Origin of the sequence: Bacteroides sp. AF32-8BH, from assembly GCF_003435205.1 — a bacterium.
Taxonomy (GTDB): Bacteria; Bacteroidota; Bacteroidia; order Bacteroidales; family Bacteroidaceae; genus Bacteroides; species Bacteroides ovatus.
Genome location: NZ_QVLZ01000032.1, coordinates 20,672 through 41,009 on the forward strand (window position 1 = coordinate 20,672; position 20,338 = coordinate 41,009).

General features: G+C 45.2%; 22 protein-coding genes. 6 read left to right on the plus strand and 16 right to left on the minus strand.

Features of this window, described 5'->3' with window-relative positions:
• Nucleotides 1–8: 8 nt before the first annotated feature.
• Nucleotides 9–1,970, plus strand: a complete 1,962-nt coding sequence (locus DWZ47_RS20615) for a DUF4116 domain-containing protein (protein WP_117514482.1) — start codon at nt 9–11, stop codon at nt 1,968–1,970.
• Nucleotides 1,971–2,003: 33 nt separating this feature from the next.
• On the opposite strand, the gene DWZ47_RS20620 is transcribed toward DWZ47_RS20615, so the two are convergent.
• A complete protein-coding gene (locus tag DWZ47_RS20620; RefSeq protein WP_117514485.1) occupies nt 2,004–2,681 on the minus strand; it encodes a hypothetical protein in 678 nt (225 codons plus the stop codon).
• 11 nt (nt 2,682–2,692) lie between these two features.
• Nucleotides 2,693–3,547 carry a hypothetical protein gene (locus DWZ47_RS20625; protein WP_042971400.1) on the minus strand — a complete coding sequence of 285 codons (855 nt, stop codon included), beginning with the start codon at nt 3,545–3,547 and terminating at the stop codon, nt 2,693–2,695.
• A gap of 197 nt (nt 3,548–3,744) precedes the next feature.
• Between DWZ47_RS20625 and DWZ47_RS20630 the strand changes: the two genes are divergently transcribed.
• Both DWZ47_RS20630 and DWZ47_RS20635 read left to right on the plus strand, forming a co-directional pair.
• A complete protein-coding gene (locus DWZ47_RS20630; RefSeq protein ID WP_004303784.1) occupies nt 3,745–3,942 on the plus strand; it encodes a hypothetical protein in 198 nt (65 codons plus the stop codon).
• Entirely contained in the window at nt 3,920–4,306 is a 387-nt protein-coding gene (locus DWZ47_RS20635; RefSeq protein ID WP_117514488.1) for a hypothetical protein, read from the plus strand. Before DWZ47_RS20630 ends, DWZ47_RS20635 begins: the two co-directional genes overlap by 23 nt.
• A gap of 56 nt (nt 4,307–4,362) precedes the next feature.
• Here DWZ47_RS20635 and DWZ47_RS20640 read toward each other — a convergent pair whose 3' ends face one another.
• The 8 genes from DWZ47_RS20640 to DWZ47_RS20675 are packed head-to-tail and all read right to left on the minus strand — an operon-like array spanning nt 4,363 to nt 8,404.
• Nucleotides 4,363–4,566, minus strand: a complete 204-nt coding sequence (locus tag DWZ47_RS20640; RefSeq protein WP_004295440.1) for a hypothetical protein — start codon at nt 4,564–4,566, stop codon at nt 4,363–4,365.
• Nucleotides 4,550–4,729 carry a hypothetical protein gene (locus DWZ47_RS20645; protein WP_004295439.1) on the minus strand — a complete coding sequence of 60 codons (180 nt, stop codon included), beginning with the start codon at nt 4,727–4,729 and terminating at the stop codon, nt 4,550–4,552. Before DWZ47_RS20645 ends, DWZ47_RS20640 begins: the two co-directional genes overlap by 17 nt.
• 4 nt (nt 4,730–4,733) lie before the next feature.
• Entirely contained in the window at nt 4,734–5,000 is a 267-nt protein-coding gene (locus tag DWZ47_RS20650) for a DUF6956 domain-containing protein (RefSeq protein ID WP_117514489.1), read from the minus strand.
• 46 nt (nt 5,001–5,046) lie between these two features.
• The gene (locus DWZ47_RS20655; RefSeq protein ID WP_117514491.1) at nt 5,047–5,364 is read right to left on the minus strand and encodes a hypothetical protein; all 318 of its coding nucleotides are present in this window, start codon (nt 5,362–5,364) and stop codon (nt 5,047–5,049) included.
• A 41-nt stretch (nt 5,365–5,405) separates the two neighbouring features.
• Entirely contained in the window at nt 5,406–6,689 is a 1,284-nt protein-coding gene (locus DWZ47_RS20660) for a PcfJ domain-containing protein (protein WP_040311991.1), read from the minus strand.
• A 2-nt stretch (nt 6,690–6,691) separates the two neighbouring features.
• Nucleotides 6,692–7,102: a PcfK-like family protein gene (locus DWZ47_RS20665; protein ID WP_009132163.1), complete on the minus strand. Its 411-nt coding sequence runs from the start codon at nt 7,100–7,102 to the stop codon at nt 6,692–6,694.
• 45 nt (nt 7,103–7,147) lie between these two features.
• A complete protein-coding gene (locus tag DWZ47_RS20670; RefSeq protein ID WP_117514493.1) occupies nt 7,148–8,140 on the minus strand; it encodes a hypothetical protein in 993 nt (330 codons plus the stop codon).
• A 12-nt stretch (nt 8,141–8,152) separates the two neighbouring features.
• Nucleotides 8,153–8,404: a hypothetical protein gene (locus DWZ47_RS20675; protein ID WP_004303766.1), complete on the minus strand. Its 252-nt coding sequence runs from the start codon at nt 8,402–8,404 to the stop codon at nt 8,153–8,155.
• Nucleotides 8,405–8,947: 543 nt separating this feature from the next.
• Between DWZ47_RS20675 and DWZ47_RS20685 the strand changes: the two genes are divergently transcribed.
• Together DWZ47_RS20685 and DWZ47_RS20690 are read left to right on the plus strand one after the other, a co-directional pair.
• Nucleotides 8,948–9,241 carry a helix-turn-helix domain-containing protein gene (locus DWZ47_RS20685; RefSeq protein ID WP_004319131.1) on the plus strand — a complete coding sequence of 98 codons (294 nt, stop codon included), beginning with the start codon at nt 8,948–8,950 and terminating at the stop codon, nt 9,239–9,241.
• Nucleotides 9,238–9,549, plus strand: a complete 312-nt coding sequence (locus tag DWZ47_RS20690; RefSeq protein WP_004295430.1) for a helix-turn-helix domain-containing protein — start codon at nt 9,238–9,240, stop codon at nt 9,547–9,549. Before DWZ47_RS20685 ends, DWZ47_RS20690 begins: the two co-directional genes overlap by 4 nt.
• A gap of 36 nt (nt 9,550–9,585) precedes the next feature.
• Here the strand turns inward: DWZ47_RS20690 and DWZ47_RS20695 are convergent, their stop codons facing one another.
• From DWZ47_RS20695 to DWZ47_RS20715, 6 genes are all read right to left on the minus strand, one after another.
• A complete protein-coding gene (locus DWZ47_RS20695) occupies nt 9,586–9,951 on the minus strand; it encodes a hypothetical protein (RefSeq protein ID WP_007559043.1) in 366 nt (121 codons plus the stop codon).
• A gap of 28 nt (nt 9,952–9,979) precedes the next feature.
• The gene (locus DWZ47_RS20700; RefSeq protein ID WP_117514495.1) at nt 9,980–11,269 is read right to left on the minus strand and encodes a site-specific integrase; all 1,290 of its coding nucleotides are present in this window, start codon (nt 11,267–11,269) and stop codon (nt 9,980–9,982) included.
• A 31-nt stretch (nt 11,270–11,300) separates the two neighbouring features.
• Nucleotides 11,301–12,524, minus strand: coding sequence for a site-specific integrase (locus DWZ47_RS20705; RefSeq protein WP_117514497.1), 1,224 nt, complete (start codon nt 12,522–12,524; stop codon nt 11,301–11,303).
• 348 nt (nt 12,525–12,872) lie between these two features.
• Nucleotides 12,873–13,010: a hypothetical protein gene (locus DWZ47_RS30440; RefSeq protein ID WP_158570390.1), complete on the minus strand. Its 138-nt coding sequence runs from the start codon at nt 13,008–13,010 to the stop codon at nt 12,873–12,875.
• A 2-nt stretch (nt 13,011–13,012) separates the two neighbouring features.
• Nucleotides 13,013–13,285, minus strand: coding sequence for a DUF4861 family protein (locus DWZ47_RS31400; RefSeq protein WP_410492098.1), 273 nt, complete (start codon nt 13,283–13,285; stop codon nt 13,013–13,015).
• Nucleotides 13,224–17,075, minus strand: coding sequence for a hybrid sensor histidine kinase/response regulator transcription factor (locus DWZ47_RS20715; RefSeq protein WP_117514501.1), 3,852 nt, complete (start codon nt 17,073–17,075; stop codon nt 13,224–13,226). The genes DWZ47_RS31400 and DWZ47_RS20715 overlap by 62 nt, the downstream gene beginning before the upstream one ends.
• Before the next feature lie 322 nt (nt 17,076–17,397).
• Here DWZ47_RS20715 and DWZ47_RS20720 point away from each other — a divergent pair, with 322 nt between their 5' ends.
• Nucleotides 17,398–20,331, plus strand: a complete 2,934-nt coding sequence (locus DWZ47_RS20720) for a SusC/RagA family TonB-linked outer membrane protein (protein ID WP_158570392.1) — start codon at nt 17,398–17,400, stop codon at nt 20,329–20,331.
• Nucleotides 20,332–20,338: the final 7 nt, after the last annotated feature.

Here is a 20,338-nt window from a genome sequence, read left to right on the forward strand (position 1 = left end):
TGAAAACCATGACAGAGCAAGAGAGAATAGATATAGCCTATCTCGATACGGGGGTGTACGAGAACCCGTGGCGTGAGAACCTTTTCGAGACGCTGCCCGAGGATCGGAAAACGGCGGAGGTCTGCCGTTTCGCCATCAAGAAATCGGCTTTCAACATCGAGTTCGTTCCCGAAGCGATGAAAACGCCGGAACTTTGTCTTGCCGCGGCCGGCCACCGGGGCGAAACACTGAAATTCGTCCCTGACCGTCTGAAGACACCGAAAATGTGCCGTGCCGCCGTCGATAGCAACAGCTACGCGCTGTATTACGTTCCGGAGGGGTTGAAGACCCCCGAACTGTGCATGGCGGCCGTGAAGCGCAACGGCCTGGTGCTGGAGGTCGTTCCCGGGGAATTGAGGACGCCGCAAATATGCCGTGCGGCGTTGAAAGCGGTGGACAGTGCCGATTACAAGATACTCCCTTACATTCCGTATCCCGATATATGCCTGGAAGGGCTGAAAAAATTCGGGATGTCGTTCGTGGACAAGTTCGAGATTTTCGCCTCCATTGCCCCGGAGGTCATGACCGGGGAGCTGGCCCTTCACGGCGTGGGGATGGACGCGTCCTGCCTTTCGCTCGTGCCGGTGGAACTGCGCACGGAGGCAGTCTGCCTGCGTGCCGTCAGTGGGGACGGCATCCTGCTCCATGAAGTGCCGGAGGAATTACGCACGGAACGGGTCTGCGAGGCCGCCGTGTCCTCGAACTACCTGGCGCTGGAGTACGTTCCGAAGCATCTGAAAACCGACCGTCTGTGCGGGATGGCGCTGGAGCGCGATCCCCTGGCCATCCGCTTTTTCAACCCCGAACAGCTCACGCCGGAGGTCTGCAACCGGGCGTTGGCCCGTACCGACGACCTGCGTGTCCTCCGCTATATCCCCTTCGAGGAGATACACCTGAAAGTGTTGGGGTTCTATTGCACGAATTACGATAAGACCTTCGATTTTTTGGAGAACATGAACCCCTGGTTCCTCACGCCGAGGGTGGCCCGGGAAATTTTCGCCCTGGAGCCGGAGCTGTTCTACAACCTTCCCGATCACGCCAAGAACGAGGAGATGTGCCGCCGGGCCGTCGGGTATGACGGGAGCTACCTGCAATATGTCCCCGAGAAGTGGAAAACGCCGGAGTTGTGCATGGAGGCCATACGGCGCAGTCCCTATGCCATCGCCCACCTGCCCGAGAGCATGAAAAGCCCGGATCTATACATGAGCCTGGTGCGGGAGAACCCGCAAAACCTGAAAGGCGTCCCCCGCGAAGCCCGGACGCCGGAGATGAGCCGGGAGGCTTTCGAGCGTACCTACGGGAAGGACAAAACCGATTTCTCGGTTATCAGCGCGTTGAGCGACCCCGCCCTGGTCTTGCAGGTGTTCCGCGAGCAGGACGACCCGCAGCAGATACACCGGTTGATGAGTGTCCTGCACCTGAACCGCCGGCTTGTAACGGAGGAGGTGGCGTTGGAGGCCGTTCGCAAGGATGCGGGGGTGCTGTACGACATTCCCCAGACGGCCATCACGCCGCTCGTGGCCGATACGGCCGTGCGGGGCGACCCGAGGATGCTCCAGTGGGTTCCGAGGGAGCTTCGCACGGCGGATATGTGCCTCTATGCCGAGGCCGCCCATCCCGAGTTACGGGTTTACGTTCCCGACGAGATAGCAAAGGGACGTAATATCTATTCGTTCCACCGTCAGGTGGACGCGAAATTGCGGCAACCGCTCGAATACGAACAATACAAGACCCTCTACTCGGGCGGCGCGGTGCGTGTGAACAACGTGTGGACGTCGGTTGCGGGTGAGATTGACTGCTGCGAGGTGCGTTACGACCGCAAGGCGGAGAAACTCAAACTGCGGATCGTAGAGCCGCAGCGGAAGAAAAATATCATGTCTACACGTATTTCTCCTAAATCAGCGAAAAAAGGGAAAAGAAAAATCTCCTAAATAAAATGAATAAGCGATAGAAAAATCTATCGCTTATTCGTTATTTAAGGTTTTACTATGTAGCCAATATATTTTCCGATAAAAAACAGCACAAAAGAATAATAAAATGACAATACTTCCTCCTATCAAGATTATATAAGTAAATGCCTTTAATGAAATAATATCCTTCCCCAAAATAGCCACTGCCCCGTGAAATAATACAATAATACTCCATAAACACAAAGTGATTTGCCCAATGGCAATGTTTATTTTAGAAGGAGAATAGGCGCCTCCATTTCCCTTGAAAAAGGATTTTTGAATTTGAGGACGTTCATATCCTTGTATGTTTTGGTAATGAAACCCTCCTATATGAGAAGCTTTAGGTGTCATATACTGGGATTTTCTCTCAAAAGCACAAATAGCATTCTCATATCTTTCATACCACGCTTTAGAACCTTTTCCCATCATTATCCATAAACATGAAAAAATAATTCCTATAACTCCTATTGAAAATGCTAACAAATTTGCATATGCAAATAACGACGCCTTTTCAAGCATAGTTATTAGCAAACTACCATATCCCGTAAAACATAAGATCAAGAAAGCTGAAAGAAATATTGATCTTTGCCATAAATGGGATAATTCAAAATCTCTACAACGCCAAAAAGTTTCATGTATTTCTTTAATAGAGATTTTATCCTTTACATCGTTTGAATTTCGTTCCTCACTCATATTCTTTACATTTATTTCAACCAGGGAATAGTGTTTTTTTGATAAATACCAAATTGTGTTAAATAGTCAAACGCCCATTTTATTCCGGCATCTACTTGTTCCTCCATATTATCATTTGTATATTCTATCTTTTTTATATTAGTCATTCTTTGATATAAATCTTCAAACATCCACGTTGCTCCTTTATCTTTTTGCTGTAATACGACAGTAGGCATTTCTGCCATCTTGACAATATGTGGAAATTCGTATAAATGCCCACTCGGTTCTGTATTCTCAATTATTACCAATCTTGAAGAAAGGGCATATCGCAAAACTTTTTGCATTACACTCTCTCCTAAAAGATCTGGTTGTTCTTTAATAATATAAGTATAAAAACCTTTATTATCTAAATACGTCTGTATCCTCTTTAATAGCTCCATACTTTCTCCTGTATCTTTGCCCAAAATGAGAATACTATCGGAGTTTTCCAGCATATTATTAGCCCTTTCGTACACTTTATTAAATGACAATTCAATATTATCTATGAGTGTTTGATTAGGTATATGAATAGATTCTGCTAATGCCCATCTTACAAATAAATGTACATCATCATCATTATCTAACTCTTCGCTGAAATAGGGAAACCCCTCTGTTGCTAATCGTTTAACTGCTTTTATCATTGCTTCTGCAAATACAGAAGCATGATATTTGTGAAACCAGTATTTAGTATAAATATGTTCTTCAAGCGTTATTTCCAAGCTATCCCCAATTCTTATTATATAACAACAAGGAAAATTATTATCCAAAATTTGCAGAGATTCTTGCTCTGGCACCTTTGTTAAATCTATTGATAATAACTCTTTTAAGGATAAAGTATCGTCTTCCATTATTATTTGATTCATTGTTTATGCAAATATAACTCATACCCTTTGAAAAGCCTATTTATATATCACTTTTTTGAATCAGAATCGTTATATTTGCAATCGAATCCTCCGGCGGCGTGCCGCCGGGCGATTTACATACGGAAGGAACACATTATGGTGGGGCATTGAAAACAGCCAAATTTTAATCCGCTCGCAAAATAATGGGTAGTTCTCTTCTTCATCGTCGTGTCTATATGCGTCAAGCGTATGCGATAGCGGCGTGGGGAGAAATTATCTATCGAGTGGATGGGTGCTTGGCTGTACCTCAATGCCGGTATTTAACGTATTCTCACGCCTTTTTCGTATGGTATTTGTCTGAACCTAAAGAAAAGCGATATGGAAACGAAATCGACAAATGAGGTAAAGGGTGATTACGACCGGGTATCGGCGAGTGAATGCCTGGGGTCGCTAATCGAGTTGCACGGGATTGTCATGGAAGACGATCTGTTCGTCATTCCCGATGCGGATGGCACGGCAGTATTATACAATGACGGGAAGATACGTTTTGACGAGATCGCCGACATCGAGGTCGGCTCGGTGTTCGTGGGCATCCTGCTCCGCAACGGCTATCTGTTCTACCTTTCCCGTACCGAACCGCTCAAGACGTGCATATACACGCATGGCGGGTGGGGTTCAATCTCTGAAATTTCTCCCCGTGGCATTGCCGGACATATCGGGCATGAACTGCACGGGAAGCTGGGCGACCATACGGCGGTCGATTGACGGGAAACAAAAAAATCGGACGGTTGTTATCGTCCGATTTTTTTCGCGTCGTATTTTCACGGCCGTTGCCTGCCGTGTTCCCGTTTCCGCCTTTGCAGGGCGAGCAGTTGCCGCAACATGTAGGCATGGTTTTCCCCCACGGTATGCCCCGAGGGCATCAGGTAGGGACTTGCGAGGCACTCCCGGCATTGGCGTACCGCCTCTTTTAAGTCGGTAACGGTTATTTCCGCTCCCGTGATGTCTTTAATCTTTGTTTCCATTCTTGTCCTGTTTTTTGGGTTCGTACCAACTGTCCCGGTAATTTTCTCCCACGAGCGAGAAAATTCCGCTCATGCCGCTTTCAGCGGCGAAATTTTTGGCTTCCCATATACCGGAAAACTCTCCCAGCAGTCGGTAGCCGATGAATAATTTGTACTTGCGCATGATTTTATCGTTTTTCCATGTTGATAATCGGTGTGTTCTTTTGCAGCCATTCCTTCACGCTGTCCATGTTGTATTCGGATGTGATAACCGCCGTTCGGTCGTCGATTTCGGTGAAGCGCGTAGTTTCATACCCGTCGATCCACTGCTTCAGCGTGGCAACGCCCCACACCTGCGGGTCGTCGAACATGGTGTTGAGCCGCCCGATACCCTCGCCGAAGGTTACGAGCAGCGTTTCATAGGAGATTTCCTTGTTTACTTCATTCGTTTTCATATTCTCGCTTTTTACGGGCGGCTTTTGCCGCCCCGAAATTTTTTAATCAGACAAGTTCCACTTTAACCCTGCTCATGTTTGCCCAGAACACGCCGTTGCAGTAGTAGGCGTAGCCGTTATGCCAGTTGCTCCTGCGGCGTATCACGTCCTGCTCGGGTGGTCGTATCTCGATACTCGTGGTGTAGATGTTGTGTCCCACGGTAATGACGAGGTTACACCTTCGCCATATCTCGGAATGGGTTCTGAACCCGTTTTTCCCCTCGACGAGCGCAATGACTGTCTTGACTGCTTCCCGAACTTCCCAATCCCATTCCCCGAAGGGTTTGAGCGGGCGTGCCATGTAGCTTTTATAGATGATTTTCATTGTTTTGTTTTTTTGTAGGGCGGCTTTCGCCGCCCCGATTTTTATGCTGTCATTCGTTTCCGTATAAGGGACATGTTCCCCTTCATCAGTTTCAGTATTTGCCCGTGGTATGGGGTATTCTTGTTACACACGCCACGGCTCTGCACGACCTCCATGCGTTTTAGGGACACCTCTATCGTTTCGATACGTTTGCCGTCGATTGTGGCCGAGAGTATGAGCGAGTCGGCTTTCAGATAGTATTCGTTGGTAAACACGCAGTGGTGCATGGCCTCGCCCTCCTGCCGTATGGCTTCAACGCTGTCCAATACCTTGATGCAGATTTCCCCGTCGGAAAACTCCACTCCGAAAAACCGCCCTTTGGCTTTGACAAACGAGGCTTCCTGTTCCAACGCCTTGCGCCGTTCCTCCTGCCGCCGTTCCATTTGCATGTGCCGCCGTTTTTTTGCCATGTAGAGGTCATGCGCTGCGGGCAGGTCTGCGGGACACACGAAATGGGCGTTATGCAGGTCTTTCCCGAAAAATCGCAGCAGGTCGATGTAGTCGCACCATTCCGTCGGTTTCCCGATAGCGTACCCGTTACGGATGGCGATACGGATGGCCGGCCAATAGTCTGCGATATTGCGGGAGGAACGGGCGAAAAATCGCACGAGTGCCGTTTGTCCTGCTTTAAGCAGCGTTTCGGCCTTGTTCTCCGAGAGCAGCAGGTGGATAAGGTCGAAAGGGGTTACATCGGGGAGTTGTTTGCCGTAGCCGCTTCGGCGCAGTTCGGGGATAAGCCGTTGCCGGGGATAGATGCGTGTGGGCGTGATGTTGTATTTCCCGTCGTTCTCCGCCCGCAGCTCCAATGCGCTCGACCAACTCCACCCGTGAACGAAGAAGCCCATCGGGCGCAGCCGTGCGAAGGTTGCGGAGCGTCCGTCGGGGGCAATCCACCGCTGTACGGCTTCGATATGGGTGTAAACGGGCGTCTGTCCCACTTTCGCCCAACACTCGATATAGACGAAGCGCAGGACTTGAAAACCCTTGCAGCGGGTTACGATGCACAAATACTCGTAATCGTTGAACTTGCGGCGCAGGGTGGTTTCCACTTTCAGCGTGGTGTGGCAGTGCGGACACTCGCACCCTAACAGATTGTCCGTGAGTTCTCCGTTTTCGCTCTGCCACGTGTGGCCGCACTCGGTGCAGGTGATAAGTCCTTTCGGCGTGCGGCGTCCGATATGCTCGATGCAGTTCTTGTACCCCCATTCGATTTGTGCGGGGGTAAGCGGCGGCAGGTGTTTACTTGCCGCCACAACGCTCTGTTGGAATTTTGTTCTCGGTTTCATAACTAAAATAGACTGGGCATTAGTTTGTTATCTTCGATTTTCTTGGGTTTGGACTTGGCTTTCGCCAACTTGGCGTAGGCTTCGCTCTCGGCCTTCCGTATGGCGTTCCGCCGTGCCTCGGCTTTTTCCTCCTCGGTCAGTTCAACGGTGTGATTGACCACTACCTTGCAACTGACGGGTTTGCCGATGTCGATGTCCTCCTCGTCGTAATAGTGGAGTGCCATAGAGTATATTTCCTCGTCGGCAAACCCGTTGCAACCGCTCTGCCGTACTTGGTTGATGATGAAAGTGCAGCAATCGTCAATGTTCTTTTTCGGATTGGCGTATCGGGGTGCGAAAAGTTCGTCCTCCCGTGCCCGTGCGTCGAGATAGTTCTGTATCGTCAGTTTGAAATAATCTGTTCCTTGTGCCATGATTTTTTGGTATTGTGGGGCGGCGAGCCGCCCCGTGTTCAACATTTATTCGTCCTTTCCGAGAAGCCGCCGCACCTCGTCCTCTTTGGTCTTTTGGAAAATCCATCCCGCTTTCTTCTGCCCGTCATGCGTCAGCCGTGCGTTGAAGCGTCCCCCGAGTGCGTGAAGGGCGTCCTTGACGGGCTTGGTGTCCCCGAATACGGCTATCGCCTTCTCGGAATAGTCCACGATGATAAACCCGCCTTGCACGCTCGTTTCAGTGCGTTCCGCCCGTTTTTCGTCTTTCGGCTCGGGCAGACATATATTCTCCTCGTTTCCTGCGATATATGCCAGCCTGTCGATGTACCCTTCACGGGTGTAGTGGGTCAGTTTGCAGACACTCCACCCGTATTTCGGACTTTTGCCGAGCGTGAAAACGGGATAGCGGTGTTCGTTCTTGGGGTCGTATTCGGAGAGGTGCGCCGTTTGCGGGAAATTGGCCGCCGCCTTTCTCAACTCCCCGAAGCCGTTGCGGGAGGTGGCCGAAAAGCCGAGAATGACGGTACGCACGCTTCGGGTGGTCGAACACTCGTAAGAGGGGTCAGTGTATTCCGTTTCGTTGAGTTCGGCGATGATTACGCCCTGCACCCCTTCGGGCATGATGCGGCGTAACCTCTGCGCCCCTATTTCCGCTATGCGGTCATGCTCGGCTTTCTCTTTGGCGGCGGCGATGGCCTGCGCCGTGGCTTGCTCTTCCGCCTGCCCCACGAGCAAAGCCACCTCGAAAGCGTCCATGAACTCGGGGTTCACGTCGTCGTAGTACCTGCCGATACCGAATGTTTGCGAGAGGGGTCGCAGAATGTCCGTTTGGCTGATTTCCTTTGTTTCGGTATCGACCATGTGGTACACGTAGCCACGGGCGGTGTGTTCCACATGGTAAACGACGTAACGCTTTCTGCTCGCACCCGCACCGATACCGATGATTATCTGGTTTTCCTTGACTACCTGCACCTGCGTGTCCGTGGTAGTCGCTCCGAATAATGAAATGTACTTTGTCATACCTGTAATAATTTAGAAGATGTGAGTGAATAGGAAATAGAAAAAGCCGGTTAGAGCCACGAGAGAAACAAGGCAGGAGAAAATGCCCCGCAGGATGTCATAACAGAACGTGAAGCCCAAAACGACCCAAATAAAGTCGATACCCCACACGTGGAAGCCCAAAGCCACCGCCCCGACCTTTACCGCCAACCCGACCTTTGCCTTTATGCCAAGTGGAAGGTTGGAGGATTTCTGTTTCCATTTATTTTTCTCTTCGTTTCTCATAACCTTTGACTTTTTTTTTATGCCGTAGCGGAGCCGGTATGGATGGAATCTGTTTCGGTAGCATCAAAAGGTGTCGGGGATAGCTGCTGCAAGATTTTGTCGGAAAATACGCTCGCCCGCAGGGAAAGAGGAAGATTTTGCGGCAAACCGCCCCGCGGCCCGATCTTGCAGCAGCGTGAGCCCCGTAACTACCTTTGCTACTGACAACAGATTTCCATACCGCGCTCCGCGGCATGAAAAAAAAGAGAGGAAAAGGTTATGGGAGAGAAACGGGGAGAAAACGATATGCCGTGAACGCTCGCGAAAGTCGGTTCACGGCTCACCCTGCATGGAATGATAAATCGCCCGCGAACATTTCCTTTCACGGGCGATTGGCGTATCGGAGCGTGCCGATCCCGTATCGGCGGAGGATCGTTTCCGCCGGACGTGGCGCCACTCGCTGCCACTTTTAAGACGGATACGTCCATATGCCACTGGCTGATAACAAGATACTGTCCATTTGTGTACTTTTGGGCATCCGGGAAACAAAAAATGAAACAGAACATGGAAATAATAAGTATGGACGTGAAGGCTTTCGACGCGCTGGCAGGGCACGTGGAAGCCATTGAAAGAAAAGCCGAGGCGTTATGCCGCAGGCAAGAGGACGTGAGTTTGAAAAAATGGCTGGACAACCAGGATGTCTGTGACGTGCTGGGTATATCGAAACGTACCCTGCAAACCTACCGGGAGAAAGGGTTGCTGCCTTTCAGCCGCATCCGTCACAAAATCTTCTACAAACCGGAAGATGTCGGGAAACTGCTGCAATCGTCGCACTATCCTAATACCGCCGCGTTATGAGCCATTATTTCATCGACAAGCACGATCCGCGTGTGGCGGATCTCTTCCGGCGTTTGGAAAAGGCCGGCAAGGCACTGGATAAACTGGAATCCTCCGGAGGCCGGACACTCAAGGGAGAGCGGTTCGTCACCGACGAGGAATTGTCCCGGCTGCTGAAAATCAGCAGGCGTACATTGCAGGAATACCGCACGGCGCGGATCATTCCCTATTATTTGATTCAGGGCAAGGTACTATACATGGAATCCGAGATACAGAAATTCTTGGAAGATTCCCGGAAGAAATGTATCGGGGGACAGGAATGGGTATAAAAGAAGAACGGCCAAAACGTTGGCCGTTCTTCTTTTTCAGTTCAATATCGTGTTCATGCCGGGGAGCTGCCAGACGACAGCGGTCGTCGTGGCCCTTCGGACAAGCCACCGTCGGAAGGCTTCGGCATTCCCGGATTTTAAGCGGAAAGCCAGCGCGGCGATCATTTCGAGCGAATACAGCTCGACAATACCGCCGTCACGGTTGCGCTCCCGGCGGTAAACCCGCTCCTCACGGAGTATGCCGCTTTTGAGTATGGAGCGGATGTTGCTCCCCACGGCAGGAACGAAGACTCCGAACAGGTCGGCAATCTGGTGGCGCGTGAGCCATACACGGTTCTCCGGCGTGTGGATTTCCACCCGCCCGTTTTCAATGCTGATAGGTTCTCTTGTCGTCATAGTCATACAAATTTATCAATTTTTGTTATACTGTTCAACCGTTTACCGTTATAATATCTGCCGTTTCCGGTTCGTCCTCCTCGTAGAGATTTATTTTCCGGCCTTTGGTCTGTTCTTTCAGCCGTTTCATGTCCTCGTCTACCTTGCGGTCGGTCACTTTGGCGTAAATCTGCGTGGTGGAAATGCTCTTGTGTCCCATCATGCGGCTGACAGTTTCGATAGGCACTCCCAACGAGAGCGTGATATGTGTCCCGAAATTGTGCCTCGCCTTGTGAAAGGTCATGTCGAAGCCGTATGTCCGTCCCAGTTCTCTGGTGAGCTTGATGAGATACCCCCGGCAATAGAGGTTGAAAATCCTGTCGCTTTTACGCTCGTGGCGGTATTTCTCGATGATCTGCAACGGCACGTTCAGCAGGCGGATGGCCGAGGGCGTTTCGGTCTTCTGGCGCCGGATGTGTATCCAGTACGTTCCGTCGTCCGACTGCGTGATGTCTTTTTCGGACAAGCGTTTCAGGTCGGCGTAGGACAACCCCGTGAAGGTAGCGAAGAGAAACCAGTCCCGCACCCGCTGGAGGTTGGGTTTATCGACGGGAGTTTCCATCAGTTTTTTGAGGTCTTCGAGTTTCAAATGGCGGCTCTTGCGCCGGGGCAGTTCCGGGTGCAGCTTCCCGTAAGGGTCGCGCCGGAGTGTGCCCTGACTGACAGCCCGCTTGGTCATTTTCTTCAACCGGTAAAGATGCTCGTGTACTGTCTTGGGTTTCATTTCACGATCTGTACGCAGGAATATTTCAAAATCATCGTAGAACTCCCGATCAAGGCTCCGCAACGCTACATCCTCCTTTTCCTTCCTTTTTTTCACGAAGGAGGCTAAAATATTATAGGAGTTCTCGTAGCTTTTATAGGTTTCTTCCTTGCGATCCACGCCGACACGCTTGCGGAACTCCTCGTTATGCTCGCGGAACAAGGCAAGGAGGGTGAACGGTTTCTGCCCGATTCCTTCCACGGCGTTTTTGACCAGCTCGGCCGTCACGAAACCGAGGCTTTTACGAATATGGCGGTAATGTCCGGTGATTTTTTCGGTCAGTTTCTCTATTGCCAGGTTTACCGTTCGGGCGTTCTCGCTTCGTCCGTTCGCCCTTTTGGTTTCTGGATTCCAGAGGGATGGCTCGACAAACGCGTTGATATTGATCGGGGCCGACTTGGCGTCGATGCTTACCTTGCATAACAATTTACATGTTCCGTCCTTGCGGACTTTCGTGCGGTTGATGTAGAACAGCAGGGAGAACGTGCTGCGGCGTTTTATCTCTTTATTATTCGTTTCCATAATCGTTGTGAATTTGATTGTCAATGATAGATTAAATAGCTACCGAGAAGCGGCCGGCAATCTTTTCCTCTAAATACCGGGTATCCATGTCGATCTTGTCATCGGTCACTTTGGCGTAAATCTGCGTCGTGGAAATGCGGCTATGCCCCAGCATTTTACTGACGGTTTCAAGCGGGACACCATGCGAAAGCGTGATCTCGGTGGCGTAGGTATGGCGTCCGCAGTGAAAGACGAGCTTCCGTTCAATCCCGCAAATGGCGGCAATACGTTTCAGTGTCCGGTTGAGTTCGTTGTTGCTGTACATCGGCAGCAGTTTCCCTTCCGGGGCCATATCCCGGTACTTGTCGAGGATGAGCAACGGTATGTCGAGCAACGGCACTTCATAGTCGATTTTCGTCTTCTTGCGGGCGGTCTTGATCCATACCTCACCGTCCTCGGCCACTTCCAGATCCTCCGTCGTCAGGCGGCACATGTCCCCGTAAGGGATACCCGTGTAGCAGGAGAAGAGGAACAGGTCGCGGATATGGTAGAGTTTCGGGTCGTGCAGGGGTGTGGTCATCAGCCGTTGTAACTCCGCGGCGGTAAGGTATTTCTGTTCCCGCTCGGGATGTTCGGCTTCATACCCCGCGAACGGGTCGGCAGTGATAATCCCTTCCGCGATGGCTTCCCCGACAATCGTGTTCAACCGTGTGACAAGCAACACGATAGTTCCCAGGGCAAAGCGGCGCTCCGTGCGTAGGTAGAGGTCATAGTTGTCGATGAATGAACGGTTCAGGGCCGTGAAAGGAACATCCGACAACTTGTATTTCTCCTGGATGAAAGCAGCCACACAGTTACAAGCATAGCGGTAAGATTGTGCTGTTCCCTTTTCCCGGTTCACGCCGACACGTTTTTCGAAATGTTCGATGAACGTCCGGAAATAACCCAACAGGGTTTCCTGCCCGAAAGCCGTCCCCAACAACAGATTCCTTATTTCTTCAGCCGTTACATTCTCACGGGTGGCTGACAGTTCGTCATAAATGGAAATGGCTGAAGCTCGCAAATCGTCCAGTTGTCGGTTGATTTCCCGCGCGGCGTTACTTTTACCCGTGGCACGTCCGGATGCCCACAGTGCAGCAGGTACGGACATTTTCGCACTAAAAGCCGCTTCTGAAAATTTGCCGACGGCAAGTTTCGCCATGACCGGGCAATGTCCCTCGTCATTCATTTCGCTCTTTTTGAGGTAGAACGTAACCGTTACATCCGTCTGTTTCATAACTCTATTTTTTATGTTGCAAAATTACTTGATATAGAGTTATTTACAGTTATGAAAATTATAGCGGAACAAAGAATAAAACCCCGGATGCCGGTAACATAACCTGTATTTCCATGAAAAACGGAAAAAAACGGTTATCTTTACGGGCAAAATATAGGGCTCTTTGCATGGTGAACGGTAAAACCGCAGGTGGTCAAGCGTTATTTTGCTGGATTATCCGGGGCTAAAAAAGGCAACGGATAAGTAGCAAATCTTTCTCTTAACCTTTCATTATCCTGCATTTTAGCGATTTGGAAAGGTATAGAAGAATTTGGCTTAACTCTCCTCAATACCAAACACTTACTTTATTTATCCAAATTTTGCCGTTTTTTTGCGAGTTCTTAATATATTTGGTTTAAGTTCTGCACACCAAGTGGTAGTTAGCTCACCCTCATTAGGAGTGTCAAAAACACGTACATAATTAGTGGAATCTATTGCTAAAGCCATTCCTAATATTTGTTTTTGTCATTTGTTTGTTTATCGTGAGTCGCCATCAAATAATATCCATTCATCATTTGTTGATAGTAAGGATTTGTATTGAAGTTGATGACAATACCAGTTATCAAATGTACTTTATCGGGTAAATTAGATGTCCTGATGCCATTTTCATATCCGTATTGTCCCGCCCAAATTGTAATTGTTTGATCTATGTTGATTTTATTAATTTTTGCGTACTTTCTGTGAAGGAGTGTAACCAAAATATTTTTTATATACCTTAGCAAAATAACTGGGACTGGAAAATCCTGTCATATATCCGACTTGTGATGCGGTATATTTGCCTGATGATAAATATTCTTCAGCCTTTTTAAGCCGTATTTCATTTATAATATCAACAGGTGTCTTTCCTGTCATAGATTTGATTTTACGATAAAATGTCGTATATCCGATACCCATTTGATTACAGATGTCTTCAACAGAGAAGTCACTATCGGATAATAGTTCTAAAACATGAGCTTCGAACACTCGAAGCAAATGATTTTCAGAAGATTCCTGTAAATCTGTATCAACAGAAAGCGGTTCTATATTTGATTTTAAAATAATGTTCCTGTTATGAATAATATTTTCTATCCGTGAAAGCAGGACATTCATATCAAATGGCTTTTCAATATAGGCATCTACTCCGACGTTAAATCCTTCTATTTTATGTTCATTTGATGACAAGGAAGTGAGCATAATAATTGGGATATATTTGAATTGTGGTTGTTTTTTCATATGTTTGCATAATTCTATACCATTCATCCGTGGCATCATATAATCAGTTATCACAATATCAGGGACTGATTCTTCCAACATTTCAAGAGCTTCTTTACCATCGCCAACTGCAAATATGGTATAGATACCTTCCAATTGTTGGCAAATCACATTACGAAGTTCGGTATTATCTTCTACTATCATTATTTTATGGTGTCCGGCAGGAAACTGCTTTGGCAGGGCATAATCCTCAATTACTATATCGGAATGTTTGATGTGCTCTTTTCCTAATGGTAATTCTACTATGAAAGTAGTACCTTCCCCTTCCTTGGATGAAAAAGAAATATTGCCACCCATATGTTTCACCAATTCTTTTACTAACAGTAATCCTACTCCACTTCCACTTTCAGAAGAATTGACAGCATTTGTCGCTCTAAAATATTCTTTTAAGATTTTCTTTTTTTCCGAATCAGGAATACCTATTCCAGTGTCAGATATAATAATCCGGCAGACTTTGGAAATTATGCTTGTGCTGACTATTACTTTTCCACCATTAGGAGTGTATTTAATAGCATTATCCAATAAATTGTATATAACTTTTTGGAACATATTCATATCAAACCAAGCCCAGGTAGGTGTGTCCGGAAACTTGAATTCTAATTGAATATTTTTATGTGCGATAATCGAAGCGAAAGCATATGAAATTCCATCAATGGAAGCTTCAATCCTATATTTGGCAACCTTTACAGGCATGACTTCATTGGTTGATTTCTCCACTTCGAGTAATTTATTTGCTAAATCAGCTAAATGATCGGAGTGAGAGATAGCCAGTTTTATATCTTTATGCGATTCTAAATCATTATCAGGCAATCTATGTCTAATATTAGACAGCAACAACCGGATAATTGATAAAGGAGTTTTTATATCATGAGCTATGCCGGCAAACAGTTTGACTTTATTGGCATTAACCCGGGAACGTATTACTCCTTGCAGATGCTGAAAAACAAATAAAGCTGTTCCTATAACGAAAAGTGTATACAGTAAATAAGCCCACCAAGTTTCCCACCATGCTGGTAAAATTATGATACTGATTTCACGTTGCACGGTTTCTTCCGAATGTACATGAGAAGTACGTACCTTAAACAGATATTTTCCTGAAGGAAGATTATTGTAAACTGCCATATTATCTGCAGATGAAGGAGACCATTCCCGGTCAATACCTTCCAGCATCCACTCATATTCTTGGGAAACATCGTCAATGGGAGATACAGTATTAAAACCTATTGAGAAAGCATTTTGATAATGTTTCAATATGATATTCTCGCATTCATTAATGGCTTTCTTTATTGGAGCATCTTTGCCCGGAGTTACTAACTGATTCGAAACGTGGAGATGGGTAAATATAAGTGGGCGTTTTTTGTATGAATAATGTATATTTGCCGGATTAAAAACAACGGCTCCTCCTATTCCTCCAAATGCTAGTCTTCCGTTACTGACAGGAGTGTGACAACAGTACATAAAACCACTCATTCCCAACCCCGCATCTTTTGTGAAATTAATAATAGACTTGTTATTGATATCATAACGTGACAATCCTTTATTGGTACTTATCCATAAATGGCCATTCGGAGACAGTTCCAGACCATAGGCTACATTTGAAATAAGACCTTCCTTTGTGGATATATGTTCGAGAATATTTCCGATAGTATCAATTTTCATTATTCCATCCCCTTCCGATGCAATCCATAGGTGTTTTCGATTGTCCTCAATGATAGAATAAATCATCGATACTTTTGAGTTTCCGGTAGTAGGGGGATAAATTCTGTCGACTTTTCCTGTTTCTTTATGAATCAAATCAATACCTGCAGAACCGGCAGCTATAATTTTTCCGGTTTTTAATTCGATGATGCTTCTTACTACATTATTTGTTTTATATTCTATTATTTTCTCTGATGATGTTTTAACTAAAGATAGAATTCCATTTTCTCCAGACAGCCACATGTCTGAATCCGAGTCCCGGAAAATGACAAAAATATCATCTGATAAAAGTGAAGAGTTTTCCCGGTTTAGCGTACGTAGAATATTAAGTTTCTTATCACAAACAATAATTCCTGCCGAAAAAGCGGATATCCAAATATTATTATCAATATCTTCAGCCAGTGCCAATACGGTATTGGAAGGTAATTGTCTCAAATGCTTCCATTTTCCGGTTCTCTCATTTAGACAACTTACTCCATTTTTATTGCCGAACCATAGATTACCATCACTATCTTCCATTATAGCTCTGACACTATTGTTAGAAAGACTATTTTTGTTATTCAACTCATGTTTAATATGATGGAATCCCCATGAATTAGGATTTATATAGTTTACTCCTCCTGCAAAAGTTGATATCCACAAATAATTGTCTCTATCCCTGAAAAGATGATAAATACCGTCGATAGTTAAAGAATGTTCATCGTCATCGTTTGGTTTGTCAATAGCGATAAAATGAAGTTGAGAATCACAATAAAGTAATCCCAAACCATCAATGGCAATTACAAATAAACCATCATACTCAGTGATTGCACGTACAGGTTTATTAGCTAGGACAGAATTCCATTCGGGAATTGTTTTTTTTCCTTTTGTATCAAAAAAGACAATTCCGCCTCCTTTTTGTTGCAACCAAATATTTCCGTGACGGTCGGCATATATAAACCTGACCGGAGCATTTCCAAGAGAAGTAAACCGATGTTTGGCAATTGGTTGGTATTTATCTGCATAAACTTCGAGTTTTATTATTCCATTAGATGTTGCTACAAAAATGTTATTATCATAAACTGCAGTTCCGTTGCAATCTCCTATAGGAAGATATTCATATGGTAGTTCACCGGAAGAACGTGATATATATAAGCCATGATTTGTTGAGACGAATATTCTGTCTTTCTCCAAAATGTTGATTAAGTTAATGATTCCTGTATAGGTAGAATCTCCCTGAAAGGAGAAAATAGCTTCAAAGCGATCAGACAGTCTGTTATATTTGAATACATTTGAACGGTTGATAGCAAAAAGTTTCCCTTGTTTGTTAGTCAAGACTTGCTGAAAACGGTTATCGGAACTACTTGCACCATCCATATTCTGAATATGGTAATCTGTAAAATTAGTACCGTCAAAAGATTGCATGCCACTATTGGTAGCAAACCACAATACTCCATTATTATCTTGGGACGTGCATCTTACAATCATATTACTTAATCCGTCGTCTACCGTGATACTCTCATATTTATGCCCTAGCATATTAGTGGAGGTAAATAGTGTCATCAATGCCAGCAGGAAATTCATAACTTAAGATTTGAACGTTGATTAAAATATTGGTTTTTCATAACTGTAATACAAACATAGATATTTTTTCTCAAAATCTTCTGTTAATAAGAACATAGAAATATTTTATGCAAAGAAAGTAGTAGCAATTGCAAGAATATTTATAATATTATGCTCTATTACTCGATACTTTTGCCAATGATAAATACACTCGAGGTTTATCTTAGTGAAACACAGATTAGTTATTACCTTTTTAAAACTTAAATTTATGCACCTATTTTTTAGAGAACGGAAACTGCTAAAAGACGTTTTTTTGCTAATCGCTCTATTTACATCTTTTACAATGTTCGCACAAACTAAATCCATACAGGGGATAGTGCGTGATTCACAGCAACAACCACTGCCGGGAGTATCCATAGTAGTGAAAGAGTCGCAAAACGGAGTAATTACAGACGCTAACGGACATTTTACAATTAAAGGAGTAAAACCAGATGAGTCTTTGATATTCTCTTATTTGGGATTTCAAAAACTAACTGTCAAGGTGGGAAAGCAACCGATGCTCGACATTATTTTACGTGAAGATGTAGCAGCTCTTGATGAGGTAGTGGTAGTGGGCTATGGAGTGCAAAAGAAGTCTGATTTGACCGGTTCTGTTGCCTCAATGAGAGAAAATGAGATAGCGAGACAAGCCACTGTTTCCGCAGCCGAAGCGCTGAGGGGACAAATAGCAGGTGTTAATGTGGTGAATACAGGTGGTAAGCCTGGTTCGGAGATGATGATTGAGATTCGGGGAACTAATACTATCGGACAAGATTCTCCTCCTCTTATTATTATTGATGGAGTTGAAGGGGATATTTCAATGTTTTCTGTATTAAATCCGAACAGTATTGAAAAAATGGATGTACTTAAAGATGCATCGGCAACAGCAGTTTATGGTTCAAGAGGCTCCAACGGGGTTATTATCATAACGACTAGAAGTGGCAAGAAAGGCAAAAACAGAATTAGTTATGATGGTAGCTTTGGCGTAAAAATAGTGCGTGACAAACCCGATATGATGACAGCACAAGAATTTCTTCGTATGCACGACGTTATGGATCTTTATTGGGGGAATGTCAACAGGCAACACCGCATTGATAATCAAGAACGAAATAATGTGTTGAATGGGACTACCACCGATTGGATAGACTTTTTAATCGGCAATGGTATGCAGACTTCACATAACGTTTCAGTATCTGGCGGGAATGATAAATCTACCCACTATTTGAGTTTGGGATATACAAAGGAAGAAGGAAATCTTGAACCGGAAGGATTTGAACGTTTATCTGCCAACCTGAAAATGTCGGCAAAGGTAGGTAAGTATATAAATGTCGGTGGAAGTATTAACGTAAACTATACAAATACTAATTTGGCAGGAGGTGAAGCATTACGTTCCATATATAGAACGAGACCTACTACTCGTTGCTTTGACGATAATGCCGAACCAATATTTTGGTTGAATACGTGGGAACAACAGATACCGAATCCATACTTTGAAAAAGAAAATTCAACACGTGAGAACAGGAAAATTCAAGCTTGGGGAAAAATATATGTCGATATCAAACCTTGGAAGTTTCTCTCATTTCAGACTAGTATTAATCCAAGTTTCAGCTATTTACGTTCGGGAATCTTTGAAGATGTTTACACCAAAGCCAATGCGGGTAGAAATCCGGCATATTCATCACTCAGAAAGCAGACATCATATGCATATACTTGGGATAATACGTTAACTTTCAATAAGACATATGGAAATCACAAAATTACGGCAACGGGTTTGTTCAGTATGCAATCTAGTGAGTCTGATTGGAATAATATGGAAGCTGAAGGTATGCTGTGGAATACGTTATGGAATAATATGGGAGCTGCAGATAAAGTTCGTGGCATAGACAGTTCTCTGACCAAATCAAACCTGATGTCGGCCATGATGCGTATTAATTATATATATAACAATCGCTATCTGTTGACTGTGACCGGGCGTGCTGATGGCTCCTCACGTTTATCAACAGATAACCAATGGGGAATTTTCCCTTCAGCGGCACTTGGCTGGATTATTAGTGAAGAGGCTTTCATGAAACGATTTACAAATTTGTCTAATTTGAAATTAAGGGCAAGTTATGGTATCAGTGGAAATGACCGTGCAAAATCCTATTCCTCATATATGTTACTATCACGTGCAGATTACGATTTCGCAGGAGAACCCGGAGTAGGATTCATCCCAACAACTCTCGCTAATAAAAATTTGCGTTGGGAAAAGAGCGAGGAGTTTAACTTGGGACTTGATATAGGATTATTTTCCAATCGGGTATCATTCAGTGCTGACATATATACCAAAGATACGAAAGATTTGATTTTAACTCGTAAACTGCCCACGCATATCGGCTATGATCAAGTAAGTGATAATGTCGGAGCACTGAATAACAAGGGAATAGAGCTATCTTTAACAACTGTGAATATCACGACAAAGGATTTTCAATGGACAACCAATATCAACTTTGCAATGAATCGTAATAAAATCAAGAGACTATATGGAGATAATGCAGATGATATTGGCAATGGGCTTTTTATAGGACATTCGGTAAAAACAAATTATGCTTATGTATATGACGGTATCTGGCAGATTGGAGAGGCCTTACGTGACAATTTTAATGGTACTCCAACTTTTACAACGACTAACAAATACGGACAGCTTCCCGGACAGCCTAAGGTGAAAGACTTCAATAATGACGGAGTTATTTCGTCAGAATATGACAAGCAGATTATAGGTAATATGGATCCGAAATGGACAGGTGGAATGACCAATACCTTCAACTATAAAGGATTTGATTTGTCTGTATTTGTTTATGCACGTATTGGTGAACAAAAATTGAGTACATTCCATGAAACATTTGCGAGTGATTATTCTGGTCGTTTCAATGTACTGAACTATGATTACTGGACTCCGGAAAACCAAGGGGCGAAACATTGGGCACCGGGTTCGCAGGCAAATAGTGAAATCCGTAAAGCTGCTAACTATAAGGACTGTTCATTCGTTAAAGTCGGTAATATTACACTAGGATATGAATTTAATCCTAAAATGTTACGGAATTTAAAACTTGAGCGGTTAAGAGTCTATCTCACTGCCTTAAATCCATTTGTTTTCACCGAATATGACGGGTGGGATCCCGAATGGGCAGAACGTTCGGTAAATAGTAGTGCTTTGGCCAATACGACTATTATGGGAGGTATAAATCTATCATTTTAACCATTAA

Excerpts from the sequence above, each read along its gene's own strand:
- DWZ47_RS20615 (WP_117514482.1), top strand. The coding sequence starts at position 9 with ATGACAGAGCAAGAGAGAATAGATATAGCCTATCTCGATACGGGGGTG.
- DWZ47_RS20620 (WP_117514485.1), bottom strand. The coding sequence starts at position 2,681 with ATGAGTGAGGAACGAAATTCAAACGATGTAAAGGATAAAATCTCTATT.
- DWZ47_RS20625 (WP_042971400.1), bottom strand. The coding sequence starts at position 3,547 with ATGGAAGACGATACTTTATCCTTAAAAGAGTTATTATCAATAGATTTA.
- DWZ47_RS20630 (WP_004303784.1), top strand. The coding sequence starts at position 3,745 with ATGGGTAGTTCTCTTCTTCATCGTCGTGTCTATATGCGTCAAGCGTAT.
- DWZ47_RS20635 (WP_117514488.1), top strand. The coding sequence starts at position 3,920 with ATGGAAACGAAATCGACAAATGAGGTAAAGGGTGATTACGACCGGGTA.
- DWZ47_RS20640 (WP_004295440.1), bottom strand. The coding sequence starts at position 4,566 with ATGGAAACAAAGATTAAAGACATCACGGGAGCGGAAATAACCGTTACC.
- DWZ47_RS20645 (WP_004295439.1), bottom strand. The coding sequence starts at position 4,729 with ATGCGCAAGTACAAATTATTCATCGGCTACCGACTGCTGGGAGAGTTT.
- DWZ47_RS20650 (WP_117514489.1), bottom strand. The coding sequence starts at position 5,000 with ATGAAAACGAATGAAGTAAACAAGGAAATCTCCTATGAAACGCTGCTC.
- DWZ47_RS20655 (WP_117514491.1), bottom strand. The coding sequence starts at position 5,364 with ATGAAAATCATCTATAAAAGCTACATGGCACGCCCGCTCAAACCCTTC.
- DWZ47_RS20660 (WP_040311991.1), bottom strand. The coding sequence starts at position 6,689 with ATGAAACCGAGAACAAAATTCCAACAGAGCGTTGTGGCGGCAAGTAAA.
- DWZ47_RS20665 (WP_009132163.1), bottom strand. The coding sequence starts at position 7,102 with ATGGCACAAGGAACAGATTATTTCAAACTGACGATACAGAACTATCTC.
- DWZ47_RS20670 (WP_117514493.1), bottom strand. The coding sequence starts at position 8,140 with ATGACAAAGTACATTTCATTATTCGGAGCGACTACCACGGACACGCAG.
- DWZ47_RS20675 (WP_004303766.1), bottom strand. The coding sequence starts at position 8,404 with ATGAGAAACGAAGAGAAAAATAAATGGAAACAGAAATCCTCCAACCTT.
- DWZ47_RS20685 (WP_004319131.1), top strand. The coding sequence starts at position 8,948 with ATGGAAATAATAAGTATGGACGTGAAGGCTTTCGACGCGCTGGCAGGG.
- DWZ47_RS20690 (WP_004295430.1), top strand. The coding sequence starts at position 9,238 with ATGAGCCATTATTTCATCGACAAGCACGATCCGCGTGTGGCGGATCTC.
- DWZ47_RS20695 (WP_007559043.1), bottom strand. The coding sequence starts at position 9,951 with ATGACTATGACGACAAGAGAACCTATCAGCATTGAAAACGGGCGGGTG.
- DWZ47_RS20700 (WP_117514495.1), bottom strand. The coding sequence starts at position 11,269 with ATGGAAACGAATAATAAAGAGATAAAACGCCGCAGCACGTTCTCCCTG.
- DWZ47_RS20705 (WP_117514497.1), bottom strand. The coding sequence starts at position 12,524 with ATGAAACAGACGGATGTAACGGTTACGTTCTACCTCAAAAAGAGCGAA.
- DWZ47_RS30440 (WP_158570390.1), bottom strand. The coding sequence starts at position 13,010 with ATGGCTTTAGCAATAGATTCCACTAATTATGTACGTGTTTTTGACACT.
- DWZ47_RS20715 (WP_117514501.1), bottom strand. The coding sequence starts at position 17,075 with ATGAATTTCCTGCTGGCATTGATGACACTATTTACCTCCACTAATATG.
- DWZ47_RS20720 (WP_158570392.1), top strand. The coding sequence starts at position 17,398 with ATGTTCGCACAAACTAAATCCATACAGGGGATAGTGCGTGATTCACAG.